Genomic DNA, 15,275 nt, shown 5'->3' on the forward strand with positions numbered 1-15,275 from the left:
CAGATGTGATTTTACTACATTGACAGTTCCTAGAGTAAGTTCAGCATTGAAAGCAGTTGATCTAAAACAAATCCCTCCACCTCTGATAATTGGAGAAAGAATTAACACTCAGGGTTCTCGTAAAGCAAAGAAACTAGTTCTTGCTGATGACTATGATGGATTAGTTGATTTGGGTAGAATCCAAGTTGAGGATGGAGCTCACTGTCTTGATGTCTGTGTTGCAACAACAGAACGTGCAGATGAACGTGAATTTATGTTAAATTTGGTAAAACGACTAAGCTTGGAAATTGATGCACCACTAGTAATTGATTCCACAGATCCTGAAGTTATTGAAGCATCTGTAACTCAAATCCCTGGAAGACCCATCATTAATTCTATAAATCTTGAAGGAGATGGAAACAGATTTGAAAAGCTAGCTCCGATAATGGCAAAGTATGGTTTGCCTGCAATTGCATTATGTATTGGGCCAGAAGGTATGGCAAAAACCCCTCAACAAAAAGTTGACACTGCTGAATTGCTCTATGAAACTGGAAAAAAATATGGTTTGAAAATTGAGCAATTCATTTTTGACGTTCTTACATTTACTTTGGCAACAGGAGAGGATGAATTTCTTGATGCTGGAAAAAACACTCTTGAAGGAATCAGACTAGTTAAAGAAAAATTCCCAAATTCATTTACTACTTTAGGTTTAAGCAACATTAGTTTTGGATTGGCCCCGTATGCCAGAAAAATTCTAAACTCTGTCTTTCTATATCATGCTGTAAAATCTGGCCTTGACACTGCAATTGTAAATGCAAAGGAGATTATTCCATATGGTGAAATTGATGAGAAAGAAAAAAACCTTGCAGAAGATCTGATTTTCAACAAACATCCAAATGCCTTGTCTGACTTGATTACATACTTTGAGAAAGCAGGACCTCAAAGCGGAGATGTCTCAAAGAAAGTAGATGTTGATCCTACCTGGCCTGCTGGAAAACGCGCTAACTTTAGAATTGTAAATAGACTCAAAGATGGAATTCAAAACGATGTCGTTTCGGCAATTGCAGAAAAACTAGGAAAAAATGACCTGATTCAAGACACTGATGGGGTTTTGTCTCTTAATGCTAATCAAGAAGTGACTCATGATGGTGCGATAAAGACTCTCAATGAGGACTTGCTTCCTGCAATGAAAGAAGTTGGTGATAAATTCGGTGCTGGCGAATTGATTTTGCCTTTTGTCCTAAAATCTGCAGAATGCATGAAGGCTGCAGTAGGCGAACTTGAAAAATATTTGATCAAAGAAGAAGGGACAAGTAAAGGAGTTCTAGTTCTAGGAACTGTTTATGGTGATGTACATGATATTGGTAAAAATCTTGTAAAGACAATCTTTCAAAATAACGGATACACTGTACATGATTTGGGAAAACAAGTACCATTGCAAAAATTCCTTGAAAAAATTAATGAGACAAAACCTGACGCAGTAGGATTATCTGCATTATTAGTATCCACATCAAAACAAATGAAATTCTTTGTAGAGCATGCTAGAAAAAACAATATGGATATACCAATTCTCTGTGGCGGGGCTGCGATTAACAGTAATTACATTAACAGAATAGCAAAAGAAGATGGGATTTACGAGCCCGGCGTATTTTACTGCAATACTATGTTTGAAGGTCTAAAAACAATGGATGTTTTAATTTCTGATGAAAAACCAAAACTCCTTTCTGATTGGAAAGAAAAACTTGAGAACTGGAAAGACAAATCTACTGTTTCATTAGATCCTGATACGCTTCCAAAAAGCGAAATCAAGCCAGTACCTGCACCCAATCCAAAAATTATTGGAAAACCAATTCGACTAAAACTAGATCAAATCAACATGGATGAGGTTTGGACCATGATTGATAAAAAATCTCTCTTCAAATTATCTTGGGGATTGAGAGGAAAAGCAGGTTCAGAATCTCAAGACGAACATGAACAATTACTGACTGAGTGGAAAATTCGAATAATTAGGGATAAACTTCTAGAACCTGAAATTGTATATGGGTATTTCAAATGTCACAACAAAGATAGAACATTACTAGTTGAAAATCCTGATGGTGACGATATAGAGTTGGAATTTCCTCGCTCCACAAAACCTGACCATCTTTGCCTGACTGACTATTTTGGAGATGATGATATTGTTGCATTTCAGTCTGTTACTGTAGGTAACAAAGTGGCTCAAATAATTGAACAATGGAATAAAGAAGACAAGTATACTGATGCATACTATCTTCATGGATTGGCAGTTGAAGTAGCTGAAGCCTTAGCTGAATGGGTAAATAGAAAAATAAAATCTGAATTACATTTGGAAAAAGGTGGATTAAGATACAGCTGGGGATTTCCTAGCTGTCCTGATGTGTCTCAACATCATCTTGTCTGGAAATTATTGCAACCTGAAAAATCTGGAATGACCTTGACGGAGTCTGGTCAAATTATTCCAGAACAATCAACTGCTGCAATAGTTGTTCATCACCCTGATGCAAAATATTTTGTGCTTTAATTGGTATATTTTTCTAAAAATTTGTCCAGTCCATTAAAGTCACTTGGAGAAGTAAGTAAAACATCTCCTGTAATGCTTTGTGTTTTTTCCAATAACCCTTCAAATTCTTTGCTGTATGATGCTAAATCTAAATTCAGAAACTCTGCAGATTTCTCATTTTTTGGAGATGGATACAGCAGAATTGGAATTATTGAAAAGCCTTTGAGATTTTCATATAGTTCTTCAACTTGGTCTATATTCTGAATAACTTGAGTCATGAATCCTTTGGGCTTTGCTTCTAGTTTTTTTCCGATTTTTGAAAAATCAGGCTTGTTTGATATTGAAAGATACAAATCAATTTTTGAATCCACTCCTTGCTCTCTTAACCTTTTTACAGTTAAACTTGGAATTTGACCTGAATCTTTTTTTCCTGTTTGTGACGGATCTCCCATCAAAATCAAAACTCCTGAGAAGCCAATGGAAATACAATTGTTGACAAATTCTAAAATTTCATCTTCACTTTTATCTCTGACTCTGAGACTGACGGTAATTGGTAAATCTGGAATTTCTTCTCTGATAATTTTTCCAACTTTGATTGGTGAAACTCTTTGAAATCCTAACACGTTTTCAGTTAGATGTATGGCATCACATTTCTTTGAAATGATTTTTATCTTTTCAACAAATTTTTGAATTGACTCATCAGTATTGACATCCGGTAAAATTTTTGGAGGATTGGCTTCATACCTGATTGTCATATTTTCATTTCTTTTCTTCTGGGTTAAAACCTTTGAATATCAAAACCCATATGGAATAGTAGGAAAGAACTATGATGCTTTTAGATGATTTAAAATCGCTTCTCTCTACTCCTATTGATCCTTTGTTAGAACATAGTGACAAGTATCGTTTGGCATCAATCCTTGTTGTAATTTATGGCAATGAACCAATAGTTGTAATGACTGAAAAACCAAAAGATATGAAATTCCATGCTGGTGAGATTTCATTTCCTGGTGGGAAGTTGGACCCTAATGATTCTGATTTGTTAGAAACTGCATTGCGTGAAACTAGTGAGGAGATAGGACTGACAATTTCTAAAGACCAAGTGATTGGACAATTAGATCCTGTAATAACTCTGAATTCTGGTTTTTTGATTTTGCCTTTTATTGCAATAGTTGACAAAATCCCCTCACTTTCTGCCAATGCTGAAGTTGAAAAAATTTTTCATATCCCTCTAGAATCCTTTTTAAAAACTGAGGCAAAGGATCCTGATCCATCCCATAATCAAATTCAGGAAATGTATACTTTTGAATATGAGAATCAAATTGTATGGGGCGCATCTGCTCGAATCCTAAAACAAATTCACAGTTGCCTAAAATCCTGAGATTCATTTAAAAAGAGCTCTTCGTGCCTGAAAATCTATGGCTGCACGCAAGTCCTCTCCAAGGAAAATCCGTCTACTCAAAAAGACTAGACAGACTTCAGCAGTACCCGCATGGATTATTCTCAAAACTAAGAGAAATGTAAGAACAAATCCAAAACGTAGAGCTTGGAGATCAACTGATGTGGAGGTAGGATAGATGTCTCAAGAATTAGAACGAGTTTACACAATTAATTTAGGTAAGGTAAAACTTTCCCAATCTCAACATAGAGCTGTTAGAGCAATTAACATGATTAGAGAATTTGCTCAACATCATATGAAAGTTGAAACAATAAAAATTGAGGAAGAATTAGCACATGAGGTTTGGGCAAAAGGAGTTAGAAGTCCTCCAAGAAAAGTTAGAGTTAGAATGAGCAAAACCGAAGAAGGTTATGTTCTTGTTTCAAGATACGATGAAGAAGTAGAAACCAAAGTTTCTCCTGAAAAAGAAACCAAAAAAGTTTCTGATAAGGTAGAACCAGCTAAAGAAGCACCAAAGAAAGAAGAACCAGCTAAAGAAGCACCAAAGAAAGAAGAACCAGCTAAAGAAGCACCAAAGAAAGAAGAACCAGCTAAAGAAGCACCAAAGAAAGAAGAACCAGCTAAAGAAGCACCAAAGAAAGATTAATTCTTTTCAAAAAATTATAATTTTAAAACAATCAGTTTATTCTAATTGGTATAAATCTAATTCACAATCAATACTGCAATCTGGTGTTGACCAATCAAGAGTGTTTTCCTGTGGAATCATTCCTAATGGATCATAACTGTCAAACTTTGTCATTCCTTGAATCGATGATAGCATTACAACTTTGGAATCTTCTGATTCTGAAGCCATATCGATTTGTGAATTACTTTCATTAACAATTCCTGCAGTAAGATTTGTAATTGAATTGATTACTCCTACAGGAATATTGCTACCTCCAACTACATACAACATTGAACGTTTAACAGAATTTGGTGGTGCATTACCATATAGCATTTTTAGTGAATCTCTGAGTGAGTCTTCGATATTTTGTCCATTCTTACTAGTAGAGATGACATTGGTCTCAGATGATATCTCTGATGTGCCTAGTGATTCTATTACATGCATCATTGCAGAATTTGCAATTTCATAGCATGATTTTGGACTCAAATCCGGATTACTTTCTAACAATGAGTCATTATCTAATACAACAGTACACTCTGAATTCTCTCTGACTCTTTTTAGGGATACTCCTGAATTGAAAATTCTGTCTTTTTCATATTTGAAAGGCATAATTGCAAATGAAATCAAACCTGCATCTGATTTTTTACATATTTCAGATATGACCGGAGCCATGGCTGAGCCTGCTTTACCTGCTAAATTACTCATTAAGATAACTGTAGAATAACCTGAAATTTTTGACTTGATTTCATCTTCAACTTTGTAAGTTGAGCCTCTGATTAACTGAACAGATGGGTTGACAACAGAATCTGTTGAAACGTGTATTGATAGGCTTTCTTGTGACAAGTCCTTTTTGTCATTACTAATTACCATGCAATCTGAATTTAGTGACTCTTTTGCTTGCAGTGCTAATTTTGAGCCTACGCCTCCAATGCCTATGATCAAAACTGGTTCTTTAACTTGGAAACTCATTTCTGATCTTATTTTCTGATTTAGATAAAAAACCTTCTTACGTTTTTTTAATCAAATTTTAGATCGAAAAAAATTAGCTTGCGATCTTCCCAACCAGTCTCTTTACTGTGGCATTAGTAATTTCGACTATGTGTGATTGGCCTAATTTTACATCATCTTCTACTGCTATGGGCTTGTAGGCAAAGTTTCTGCCTTTTATTCCCTCATCTGTCATCTCGTCAAATAGGACTTTGCCTTTCCAACCGATCCATTTCTGATTACTTTCCATGGATAATTTACTGATCTGCTCAAAAATTATCTTGGTTCTTCGTTTAACTTCGGATGCATCAATTTGTTTCCATTCTGCTGCCTCTGTTCCGGGCCTTGCACTATACCTTGATAGGTTTACCACGTCTGGTTTTGTTTCATCAAGCAATGAGATTGTTTTCTGGAATTCTTCTTCAGTTTCTGAAGGAAATCCAACAATGATGTCTGTGGAGATAGTAAAGTCTGCAAACCTTTCTTTTATTTTATTCACAATTTCTCTATATGTTCCAGATGTATGGCCTCGCTTCATATCGTTTAGGACTTTGTCACTTCCACTTTGAACTGGAATATGTAAAAATTTGAAAACTTTTTCATTGTCATAAGAATCAATTAGTTTTTCTTTTATCCTTGGCATGTACATTGGATTCATCATTCCAACTCTAATCATAAAATCTTCTGGAATTTCTGAAACTGCATTGATCAGAGTTGGCAAGTCTGTTCCAATATCCAATCCATAACACCCATTGTCTGTAGATGTCAACCATACTTCTTTACATCCTTCTTTAATTTCGGTCTTGACTTGTCTGACAATGTCTCCCAATCTGTAGCTTGACAGATCTCCTTTGGATAGTTTGGTTTGGCAAAAAGTACATTCGCTCATACATCCACTTGCAATCTCTACAATTCCTACTGATGGGTTAAGTCTAACTTTGGGAAGTCCTACTTTGGTTAAGTCTGAATCTTCCAACGCAATTTGTTTTTGACCTCTCAATGTTGTGTTGATGACTTGAAGAGTTTTTCCTAATGAATTTGGACCTAACAAACTGGCATTTTCTGAAAATTTTTCTACATTTTCTTTTTCAGCTTTTGGAAGACATCCTGCTACAATAAGTGGTTTTGATTTTAACGAATTGATTCTATACATCATTTTGTTGGCAGTAGAATCTTTGACTGAACATGTTACTACAATATTTAGATCAGATTCTTCTGAATTATCTGTAATTGTATGACCCCCATTCAGGATTAATCCTGAAATCATCTCAGAATCTGCAAAGCTTGCAGAGCATCCGTAGGCTTCTACGAAAATCTTTGCCATATTCTATCCAAATAATGAATCGATCTCTTTGTTACTCATCAGTTTCTTTGAGACAACAAGTTCTCTGATAGTTTTTCCAGTTTTCAGTGACTCTTTGAAAAGTTCTGCTGATTTTAGATATCCTATCTTTGGTGTTAACAATGTGACAATTACCGGACTATTCTCAATGTCTTCACGTAATTTGTCTTTGTTAGCAGTTAATCCATCAATCAAATTTGCAGAAAATATTGGCAAGAAATTTTTTATCATGTCTGTTGATTCTAACATGCACTTTAACATTCCAGGCAGCATAACATTTAGCTCAAACTGTCCTCCCTGAGCTGCACATGAAACTGCTGTATCGTTTCCAATGATGTTGAAACAAACCATGTTCATACATTCTGCTAAAGATGGATTTACTTTTCCTGGCATTATGGATGAGCCTGCATGAACTGCAGGAATTCCTAGTTCTGCCAATCCTGCAATTGGACCTGATGCCATCAACCTTATGTCGTTTGCAATTTTCCCAATCTCTATTGCCAGATTTCTTAAAGCCCCTGACAAATTTGCAACTGCAAATTTACTTTGCAAACCATGTTGCATATCCATTTCTGGTTTTAATGATAACTTTGAAATTTTTGATAATTCTGATATTGCAATCTTTCTATATCCTTTTGGTGTATTAGCTCCAGTACCTACTGCAGTTCCACCTAATGCAACACTTTGCAACTCTTTTTGTGCATCAATGATTTCTTTTCTTGCTTTAGTGATTGATGTAACATATGCTGCAAATTCACTCCCCAATGTGACTGGTAATGCATCCATTAGGTGGGTCCTTCCAATTTTCTTAAATGATGAAAATTCTTTTGCTTTCTTAGATAATGATTTTATCAAAATATCTATGGCAGGAATTGTCTCTTTGAGATTCATTAGAATTGCGACATGCATTGCAGTAGGATATGTATCGTTACTTGATTGTGACATGTTGACATGATCATTTGGATGTAGGAATTCATACTGTCCTTTCTTTTTATGAAGTATTTCTAGCGCCACATTTGAAATCACTTCGTTTGAATTCATGTTAAATGCAGTACCTGCTCCAGAATTTATCATGTCTACTACAAACTGGTCTACATGCTTTCCAGACAAAATTTTATCACATGCTGAAACAATTGCTTTTCCCCTCTTTGCATCTATTGCCTTTGTCTTCATGTTTGCAACTGCTGCAGAACGCTTTATCATTACAAATGACCTTATCAGATTTTCATGGCTTTTATTCCCAGTTACGTGATACTGTTTGATGGCCCTGCCTGTAAATGCTCCATAATATGCGTCAGTTGGGATTTTGACTTTTCCAAGTGAATCTTGATCTAATCTAAATTTCATGTCGACTTTACTAAATTTTCACCCGTTATTCATTCTTTTTCAGATTATTTCAAAATTTCCGGTAGCAGTAATGGGAATTATTATATAGGATTCGCTAGTGCGTTGCTTTATGAATAAGCGTATTAGTATGCTCTTTACTATTGCAGCAGTAGCTGTAATGGGAGCAACCTTATTCGGAAGCACATACACACAAACCCAGATTGCTGGTCAATCACTAGACATGAATAAAATGGATGTCAGTGTGATGGATCAAATTAAGCAAATGGGTGGTTTGCAACTTGTAATGCCTCAAGCATTCGCAGAAACTGATTGTGGTGTCTTAGAAAGCTCTGGTAGAACCGTAGTTGAGTTTAACTTGACCGGTGAGAGTGTTGAACTTCCAATCATGGGAGGAAAAACTTACAACGCCATGACTTTTAGTGGAACAGTCCCAGGACCAACCCTTAGAGTTACACAAGGCGATGTTGTAAAAATGACACTTGAAATTCCAGCAGATGAAGTTACTGGACACGGTAACGACATGCACGCATCACAAATGTCAGCAGGAAACTTTGAATCAGTTAATCCTGGTGAAACAAGTCAGTACTGTTACATTGCTGAATCCGCAGGTATTTTCAAATACCATTGTTCTGGTGTCAAACTAATTGGTATGGACCAACACGTACTTTCCGGCATGTACGGAATTGCAATCGTTGATCCAGCTAATGGATACAAGAAATTAATGGTTGAGAAAACCAGTGGAAGCGGTGAAATTGACAGAAAATTCTATGATGCAGATGCATTAGAGTTCCAACTCCAATACAATCAATTGTACCTAACACCTGAAGGTAACTATGATGCAGGAGCAATGTTCCAACATCATAACACTGCAACAGTTGTTAACGGAATGCAATTTGGTTATGTACCAAACATGGCTCATAACTTACTCGTCAATGGCGATGTAAAGAAGAACATCTTTGTTGCACAACCATGGAATGGACTTGAACACAAGCAATACCAATCACAACTCTTGTTTGTTGAAAATGATCAACACGTGAGACTCTTTATTGAAAACCAAGGCAACGAACCAGTTTTCTTCCACATTGTTGGAGAAATTTTGGATAGAGTTGTCCAAGGTAACAGAGTACAATCTGCAGCAACTGAGACATGGTTACTCGGTGGCTCACAAGGAATGATTGTTGATTTGGTCTTTGATGAACCAGGTGCATATGCAGCAGTAAACCACGATTATGCAGCAATTTACACTGGCGCAGCTACAGTCTTTGTAGCAGGTGACCCATTCGGCTTGAACCCAGTTCTAGTTGAGAAAGGAGTTATCCCAGCACCAGTAGCATCTTATGCATACGCTTTAGGCAATCCAAGTGATGCTGTCCCACCAATGGGAGCAAACAGTATTGCTCATCCTGCACTAAACATTCACGGTTTATACACTGATGAAGTAGCTTCTGAAATGCAAGCAAGTGGCGATTATGTCGCATTATGGGAAGTAATTCCTGTAGTAGCAGAAATCCTTACTTCTTGATCTTTTAACATCTTTTTTTCTTTTTATTTTCTTAATGAATTATATTCCGTTGATCCTTTTCTTTCCATATGGGATTTGAAGACTCTGTACTGATTTGTGATGAAGTCGATCCTATATTGAATAAAATTTTGATTGATAACGGATTAAAAGTTTCATACGAACCTGAAATATCTCCTGAACAAATTCTTGAAAAGATTTCTTCTTTTAACATTGTCATTGTTAGAAGTAGAACCACTATCACAAAAGAGATGATTGACAAAGCTGATAATTGCAAAATTATTGCCAGAGTTGGAGTTGGATTAGATAATGTTGATCAAGAAGCTGCAAAGGCAAAAAACATTCGTGTAATCAATGCTGTAGAGGGAGCAATGAATGCCGTTGCAGAATTGGTTTTAGGTTTAATGTTATCATTAGCAAGACAAACTACACGAGGTGACAGAGCGATAAGAAATGAAAAATGGCTCAAAAAAGAACTCAAAGGAACAGAGCTTCGTGGAAAATATTTGGGAATCATTGGTTTAGGAAATATTGGAAAAAGACTGGGAAGACTGGCACGTGCATTAAACATGAACATTATTGGATATGATGTAGTTCCAATTGATGAAGAATTTGCAAAAGAAGTAGGTTTGATGAAAGCTGATTTGAATACTCTTTTACAAAGTTCAGATTATGTGTCAATACATGTTCCACTTTTAGATTCTACATATCATCTTCTTGATGCTGAAAAAATGTCCACTATGAAAAAGACTGCAAAAATCATCAATACCTCAAGAGGTGGTGTTGTTGACGAGGATGCTCTTTACAATGCTCTCAAAAACGGTACTTTAGGTGGTGCTGCTTTGGATGTGTTTGAAAAAGAACCTGCCATTGGAACAAAGCTGGCTGAACTGGACAATGTGATTTTGACTCCGCATATCGGTGCTCAAACAAAAGAGGCTCAATCTTTGGCAGCAAATGTGATTGCTGAAAAGATTATTCAGATTCTACGTGGCGTAATCTAGTAGAACTTCTGCCTGAACTATAAAAATAACCAAAAAAGCTTGACTTTTACGTGATTTATTATCGTCTCTTCATTTTTAACGTCGATTTGGGAGTCTAAATTACAAATGAATAATTTTACAGTAAGGGAAATCTATTCGAAAAAGCACACCAAACTTCCTAATGCTGATTCTTTATTGAAAATTTCTCTTGGTTTGATCTTGTTTACTATAATTTCAACGGCATTGGTCTATGCAGAAACAATGTCTGTCGATGTTGAAGGAACATCTTTTGATATTCAATATGATGCAACAGGAATGACTGTATCTGGAATTGAGGCAGACACTGATTTTATATCATTAATTTTAACAGTTGATATTACTGGCTCTAGTGGCGTTCTTGATATTACTCTTGATCGTTCTTTCTTTGATTCCACTTATCAGGGATTAGATGATGATTTTATTATTTTAGTTGATGGTGATGAACCTGTGTTCTCAGAAACAGACACTTCTTCTCAAAGTAGAACATTAAGTATTGAATTGCCTGCTGGTACTGAAGAAATTGAAATTATAGGTTCTGTATTTGGAGGTGTATCTGTTCCAGTTGAAGAACCTCCAGTTGAAACCCCTGAAGAAACCCCTGAAGAAACCCCTGAAGAAACCCCTGAAGAAACCCCTGAAGAAACCCCTGAAGAAACCCCTGAAGAAACCCCTGAAGAAGAAACACCAGTGGTGGATACTCCTAAAACTCAATGTGGTCCTGGAACCATTCTTAAAAACAATGCATGTGTTCTAGATGAGCGATGTGGTCCTGGAACCATTCTTAAAAACGGCGCATGTGTTATTGATCCAACTGTAAAATCATCAAGTCCATCTGTTAAAGGAATGGGTAAAGATCTAATGATGGGTTTTGCTATTGCATTTGCTGCTGCTGGAATTGTTGGAGTAATTCTTGGAATTGTAGCTAAAGCAAGTAAGAGTAATTAATCACAAGACAAATTTTCAGAATTCATTATCCTATCAAAATCAAATCCTGTCATTTGAGTTGAAGTAGAGTATGGAATTAGTCCTATGATGGGTATGTCTGCATTGATTACTATCATGAATTTGTTTGGGTCGAGTCTAATATCTCCCCCATCAAATTCAAAATCCAACGTCATGAAACTGTGTTGGGCTGCAGAAATTTCTTCTGATGAAAAAATCCCTGCTTGTACTGTTGATGATAGTGGATTGATTGTAGTTGGATTTACTACGAATGAACCTAGATGTGTTGTATCATAAAATGTTGCAATCTCAAAACTTTGGAAACTGGTCCAATATGGCACAGTATTACAAAATTCCATATTTCCTGAATTGGACATTGTAAAAAAATTGAAATCTCCTGGACTATCCCATCTGTATTCTAATTGCTGTACTCCTACTATGCTTAATCCTGAATGAACAAATGGGATTATGATAATTGTTATTGCAATTCCTGTAATGACTGTGTGTTTATTCAAATCGCATCATCTACAACTGTTCTTTCTTTTATGATTTTTTTCTCAAATAGATAATTGAACGCTTGAGCAAAATCATTATCTGAAATCATGTTATTTAACCACCACACCCCTACGTTCTCTTTAACCCAACTTGGCATGTTAATTTCTAAAATATTCTCTGCATTTACTTCAAATGGTATGTTGATTAATTTTGGATTAACATTTTTTTGTAATGCATCTACAAAATAACCATCAGGAAGTTCTCCATTAATCCATCCTATGATAAATTGTTTGACAATTCCTGGGACACAAATGTTGTCTGAATCAATAATTTCAAATTCTGCCGTAGTTGAAACTCCATCGTATTCCACATCTATGAAGTATTTTCCTGGTGCAAATTGTTCTTTTTCAAATGGAAATGCTGCGGGAACTAAATTTTGCAATCCTCCTATTGGAATTGGGATTGCACTACTTCCTTTGCCTGATTCATCTCTGATGTGAATAATTGCAGGATCGCCTGTCACTTCGGAAACTTCAATGATGTAAGATAATTTTTCACAGTATTGGTATGTTGTTTTTTCTATGTCTATGGACACGGTGGGTTCTGCATATGCAGTTGTGATAAATATTGAAAAACAGATTGTGAAAATTGTTGATAAATATACTATTTTGCTAGCCATCTTTTCTCCAAATCTTTCATCTTCAATAAAAATCTCAAAGCAATGCTGAGGAATCTTTTTTAATAACTTGAGCCAACTTGATTCATCGAGTTTTCTGCGGGAGCAAACTCTTTGAGTGTGTGGAATGTGAAACCCCACTCAAGAGATTTTTAACTATTCAACATCGTTCATGCTTGTCCAAACCTTCAATCACTACATCTCAATTTAATTACATCATGTCATATTTATGACAAGATTAAAATATTATTTTTAATATACATCTTACAATGAAACAAGAATCTGTTTTAGATGTGTCTTCATTTCAGGCAAAACCTCGAGAAGAAAGACAAGTGACCTATTTTTGTAGATTATGTAGGAATTATGGAATAAAAACTAGAAAAGCACACCTGCAAAATCATCATAATGCTTCTCGTGATACTGTGACTAAAAGAAGTAATGGTGATTTAGTAAATACCATCTTTATAGAATCAAAACATGTGAGCATTTGAGTTATTAATGGGATTTTCATCAATCTCGATATGCCTAGTTATCAAGATCAGACATGGATAAGACTATGGAAAGAAAATTCACCTGATATCCGTGAACGCGTAGTTGGATGGCGTAAACAAAGTGCTGTCGCTCGTATTGATAAGCCTAGCAGATTACAAAGAGCTAGAAGATTAGGCTATAAAGCAAAACAAGGAATTATTGTTGTTAGAATGAGAGTTGGTACTGGTGGTATGCGAAAACAAAGACCTACTGGTGGTAGAAGACCAAAACATCTCGGTGTTACAAGAATAAAGGCTGATGATGATATGAAAACTGTTGCAGATAGAAGAGCTGCTCAAAGGTATCCTAACATGAAACTTTTAGGTTCATACTTTGTCTACAAAGATGGGAAACACTATTGGTTTGAAGTTATCTTGGCAGATCCAGATCATCCACGAATTGCTCAAGATAAAGAACTAACTAAAAGAATTCCTAAAACCGCATAAATTGAAAATTATATTCTTAGCATGCATTGCATTACTCTGTGTAGTGACACCTGTACATGGTCAATTGTTATCTGATTCTACAGGATTGGTAAACCGATTGGATATACAATCTGGGGGCTATTCTTTTGAAGTAGAGATAGTTTCTAATTTTGACATTTCTAATTTTGAATTTGATAAAGACGAGAAGAAACTAACTTTGTTCATAAGCAGCGGGTTAAAGAATAACTTGGGAGAAATAATAATTCCACAAAACCTTCTTGGCGGCAATCTTACATTTTATCTAAATGATAAAGAATATTTTCCAAAAGTAAACACAAATGAAAAAATTTCTTTTGTGACATTAAATTTTACAGGGTCTGGAAATAACCAGTTAGAAATTTTTGGAACGACTCATTTTTTTGGGTTATCTGAGGAAACTGAAATTCCTCAATCAAACCCCGTCCTTCCAACTGATTATGATTTGATCTATACAGTAGTTATGATTCTCTTGATAGTCGGTGCTATTGCAGGTGTAATAATTTTCAAAATCAAACAGGGAAGAAAATAAAAAACATTTTGCATATTTTGTAATGATTATGGATAACGCAAAAATTGCTCTTGTTGGTGGATTTATAATTACTGTGATACTTTCTGTTACACTCGTATTGATAAGATGATTAGTCTTCTTTGAGCAATTTTTCAATTATTGCTTCAGCATGACCTGATTGTCCAAATGACACATCCCTGAGAATTCCTCTTCTGTCTACTATTATCATAGAAGGTGTGCCTTGCAAGGCAAATTTTTCAAAAGTTTCAGCAGAATACTCTTTAGATTTCATGTAACTTTTCACTCTTTCAATAATCTGATTCTTGTATTCTTCTGGTTGGGAATCAAAATCTGGAATTTGTGGATAAATAAATTCCATAATTTTTTCCTGGCTAATCTCCCCTGATGTCTTTGTAAGTTTGTCCATTCCTAGTGGAAATGGTATTTTGTATGATAGTTTGTTACCTTCTTTTAATTGACCATATGCTGAAAGTGCCTCTTTAGTCTCCCCGATGACTTCTCCTGTCTCTGCAAGCATTTTCAAATTTTCTAATGTATTTTTATCAAAATCCTCAAAAGCTGTTGCAAGACCTAAAACTCTAACTCCTTCATCTTTGTATTTGTTATAGATGTTGATTGCCTCGGGAATTGCATGCATGAAACATCCTGGACAATTAACTTGGAAAACTTCTAAGACTATGATGTGATCTTTTTCTTGATCAAAATTTGTTGGAGCTCCTTGTACCCATTCTGATACTCCAAAGTTTGGTGCTTTCTCACCAATTTTTACACTCATGTTGATTTATCGAATTTTTTCCATTAAATAGATAACGCATCCATTCTGGTTTTTCTCAAGTAACCTAATATATGACTCAGAAAGTTCTA

17 protein-coding genes are annotated in these 15,275 nt (G+C 35.5%); 10 read left to right on the forward strand and 7 right to left on the reverse strand.

The annotated features are described in order from the left end of the window. The first annotated feature begins 19 nt into the window (after positions 1–19). Positions 20–2,518: a dihydropteroate synthase gene (locus ACW9XA_RS06245; RefSeq protein WP_457763508.1), complete on the forward strand. Its 2,499-nt coding sequence runs from the start codon at positions 20–22 to the stop codon at positions 2,516–2,518. On the opposite strand, the gene ACW9XA_RS06250 is transcribed toward ACW9XA_RS06245, so the two are convergent. Next, entirely contained in the window at positions 2,515–3,252 is a 738-nt protein-coding gene (locus ACW9XA_RS06250; RefSeq protein WP_457763509.1) for a 5,10-methenyltetrahydrofolate synthetase, read from the reverse strand. The genes ACW9XA_RS06245 and ACW9XA_RS06250 overlap by 4 nt on opposite strands. A gap of 74 nt (positions 3,253–3,326) precedes the next feature. Between ACW9XA_RS06250 and ACW9XA_RS06255 the strand changes: the two genes are divergently transcribed. Genes ACW9XA_RS06255 through ACW9XA_RS06265 form a run of 3 tightly spaced genes read left to right on the forward strand, consistent with a single transcriptional unit; the run spans position 3,327 to position 4,539 of the window. Continuing rightward, positions 3,327–3,875, forward strand: a complete 549-nt coding sequence (locus ACW9XA_RS06255) for an NUDIX hydrolase (RefSeq protein WP_457763775.1) — start codon at positions 3,327–3,329, stop codon at positions 3,873–3,875. Between the two features lie 37 nt (positions 3,876–3,912). After that, on the forward strand, positions 3,913–4,071 hold the full coding sequence (locus tag ACW9XA_RS06260; RefSeq protein ID WP_008301622.1) for a hypothetical protein: 159 nt from the start codon (positions 3,913–3,915) through the stop codon (positions 4,069–4,071). Then, a complete protein-coding gene (locus ACW9XA_RS06265) occupies positions 4,072–4,539 on the forward strand; it encodes a 50S ribosomal protein L31e (RefSeq protein ID WP_457763510.1) in 468 nt (155 codons plus the stop codon). Between the two features lie 36 nt (positions 4,540–4,575). On the opposite strand, the gene ACW9XA_RS06270 is transcribed toward ACW9XA_RS06265, so the two are convergent. The 3 genes from ACW9XA_RS06270 to ACW9XA_RS06280 form a co-directional block, all read right to left on the reverse strand. After that, the gene (locus ACW9XA_RS06270; protein WP_457763511.1) at positions 4,576–5,526 is read right to left on the reverse strand and encodes a cell division protein FtsZ; all 951 of its coding nucleotides are present in this window, start codon (positions 5,524–5,526) and stop codon (positions 4,576–4,578) included. 73 nt (positions 5,527–5,599) lie between these two features. Next, positions 5,600–6,868 carry a tRNA (N(6)-L-threonylcarbamoyladenosine(37)-C(2))-methylthiotransferase gene (locus ACW9XA_RS06275; RefSeq protein WP_457763512.1) on the reverse strand — a complete coding sequence of 423 codons (1,269 nt, stop codon included), beginning with the start codon at positions 6,866–6,868 and terminating at the stop codon, positions 5,600–5,602. A 3-nt stretch (positions 6,869–6,871) separates the two neighbouring features. Further along, on the reverse strand, positions 6,872–8,233 hold the full coding sequence (locus ACW9XA_RS06280; RefSeq protein ID WP_457763513.1) for an aspartate ammonia-lyase: 1,362 nt from the start codon (positions 8,231–8,233) through the stop codon (positions 6,872–6,874). Between the two features lie 127 nt (positions 8,234–8,360). On the opposite strand from ACW9XA_RS06280, the gene ACW9XA_RS06285 reads away from it, so the two are divergent. From ACW9XA_RS06285 to ACW9XA_RS06295, 3 genes are all read left to right on the forward strand, one after another. Further along, positions 8,361–9,755, forward strand: coding sequence for a multicopper oxidase domain-containing protein (locus tag ACW9XA_RS06285; RefSeq protein WP_457763776.1), 1,395 nt, complete (start codon positions 8,361–8,363; stop codon positions 9,753–9,755). A gap of 68 nt (positions 9,756–9,823) precedes the next feature. Then, complete coding sequence (locus ACW9XA_RS06290; protein ID WP_457763514.1) at positions 9,824–10,756, forward strand: D-2-hydroxyacid dehydrogenase; 933 nt, start codon at positions 9,824–9,826, stop codon at positions 10,754–10,756. A 105-nt stretch (positions 10,757–10,861) separates the two neighbouring features. After that, complete coding sequence (locus ACW9XA_RS06295; RefSeq protein ID WP_457763515.1) at positions 10,862–11,719, forward strand: hypothetical protein; 858 nt, start codon at positions 10,862–10,864, stop codon at positions 11,717–11,719. Here ACW9XA_RS06295 and ACW9XA_RS06300 read toward each other — a convergent pair. Together ACW9XA_RS06300 and ACW9XA_RS06305 are read right to left on the reverse strand one after the other, a co-directional pair. Further along, entirely contained in the window at positions 11,716–12,231 is a 516-nt protein-coding gene (locus ACW9XA_RS06300) for a thr operon leader peptide (protein WP_457763516.1), read from the reverse strand. The two genes, ACW9XA_RS06295 and ACW9XA_RS06300, sit on opposite strands and share 4 nt — an antisense overlap. Then, positions 12,228–12,890, reverse strand: a complete 663-nt coding sequence (locus ACW9XA_RS06305) for a hypothetical protein (RefSeq protein WP_457763517.1) — start codon at positions 12,888–12,890, stop codon at positions 12,228–12,230. The genes ACW9XA_RS06300 and ACW9XA_RS06305 overlap by 4 nt, the downstream gene beginning before the upstream one ends. A 266-nt stretch (positions 12,891–13,156) precedes the next feature. Between ACW9XA_RS06305 and ACW9XA_RS06310 the strand changes: the two genes are divergently transcribed. From ACW9XA_RS06310 to ACW9XA_RS06320, 3 genes are read left to right on the forward strand one after another with little or no spacing between them, the layout of a single operon-like run. Then, positions 13,157–13,378, forward strand: coding sequence for a hypothetical protein (locus ACW9XA_RS06310; protein ID WP_457763518.1), 222 nt, complete (start codon positions 13,157–13,159; stop codon positions 13,376–13,378). A gap of 30 nt (positions 13,379–13,408) precedes the next feature. Next, entirely contained in the window at positions 13,409–13,864 is a 456-nt protein-coding gene (locus ACW9XA_RS06315; RefSeq protein WP_457763519.1) for a 50S ribosomal protein L15e, read from the forward strand. 1 nt (position 13,865) lies between these two features. Continuing rightward, positions 13,866–14,411, forward strand: a complete 546-nt coding sequence (locus ACW9XA_RS06320) for a hypothetical protein (protein ID WP_457763520.1) — start codon at positions 13,866–13,868, stop codon at positions 14,409–14,411. 109 nt (positions 14,412–14,520) lie between these two features. Here the strand turns inward: ACW9XA_RS06320 and ACW9XA_RS06325 are convergent, their stop codons facing one another. Then, the gene (locus ACW9XA_RS06325) at positions 14,521–15,186 is read right to left on the reverse strand and encodes a peroxiredoxin family protein (protein ID WP_457763521.1); all 666 of its coding nucleotides are present in this window, start codon (positions 15,184–15,186) and stop codon (positions 14,521–14,523) included. Between the last annotated feature and the right edge of the window lie 89 nt (positions 15,187–15,275).

The organism is Candidatus Nitrosopumilus sp. bin_6a, from assembly GCF_054095695.1.

What these genes read in the sequence shown, in the direction of transcription:
- ACW9XA_RS06250 (WP_457763509.1), bottom strand. Translation starts at nt 3,252, where the DNA reads ATGACAATCAGGTATGAAGCCAATCCTCCAAAAATTTTACCGGATGTC.
- ACW9XA_RS06255 (WP_457763775.1), top strand. Translation starts at nt 3,327, where the DNA reads ATGCTTTTAGATGATTTAAAATCGCTTCTCTCTACTCCTATTGATCCT.
- ACW9XA_RS06260 (WP_008301622.1), top strand. Translation starts at nt 3,913, where the DNA reads ATGGCTGCACGCAAGTCCTCTCCAAGGAAAATCCGTCTACTCAAAAAG.
- ACW9XA_RS06265 (WP_457763510.1), top strand. Translation starts at nt 4,072, where the DNA reads ATGTCTCAAGAATTAGAACGAGTTTACACAATTAATTTAGGTAAGGTA.
- ACW9XA_RS06270 (WP_457763511.1), bottom strand. Translation starts at nt 5,526, where the DNA reads ATGAGTTTCCAAGTTAAAGAACCAGTTTTGATCATAGGCATTGGAGGC.
- ACW9XA_RS06275 (WP_457763512.1), bottom strand. Translation starts at nt 6,868, where the DNA reads ATGGCAAAGATTTTCGTAGAAGCCTACGGATGCTCTGCAAGCTTTGCA.
- ACW9XA_RS06280 (WP_457763513.1), bottom strand. Translation starts at nt 8,233, where the DNA reads ATGAAATTTAGATTAGATCAAGATTCACTTGGAAAAGTCAAAATCCCA.
- ACW9XA_RS06285 (WP_457763776.1), top strand. Translation starts at nt 8,361, where the DNA reads ATGCTCTTTACTATTGCAGCAGTAGCTGTAATGGGAGCAACCTTATTC.
- ACW9XA_RS06290 (WP_457763514.1), top strand. Translation starts at nt 9,824, where the DNA reads ATGGGATTTGAAGACTCTGTACTGATTTGTGATGAAGTCGATCCTATA.
- ACW9XA_RS06295 (WP_457763515.1), top strand. Translation starts at nt 10,862, where the DNA reads ATGAATAATTTTACAGTAAGGGAAATCTATTCGAAAAAGCACACCAAA.
- ACW9XA_RS06305 (WP_457763517.1), bottom strand. Translation starts at nt 12,890, where the DNA reads ATGGCTAGCAAAATAGTATATTTATCAACAATTTTCACAATCTGTTTT.
- ACW9XA_RS06310 (WP_457763518.1), top strand. Translation starts at nt 13,157, where the DNA reads ATGAAACAAGAATCTGTTTTAGATGTGTCTTCATTTCAGGCAAAACCT.
- ACW9XA_RS06315 (WP_457763519.1), top strand. Translation starts at nt 13,409, where the DNA reads ATGCCTAGTTATCAAGATCAGACATGGATAAGACTATGGAAAGAAAAT.
- ACW9XA_RS06325 (WP_457763521.1), bottom strand. Translation starts at nt 15,186, where the DNA reads ATGAGTGTAAAAATTGGTGAGAAAGCACCAAACTTTGGAGTATCAGAA.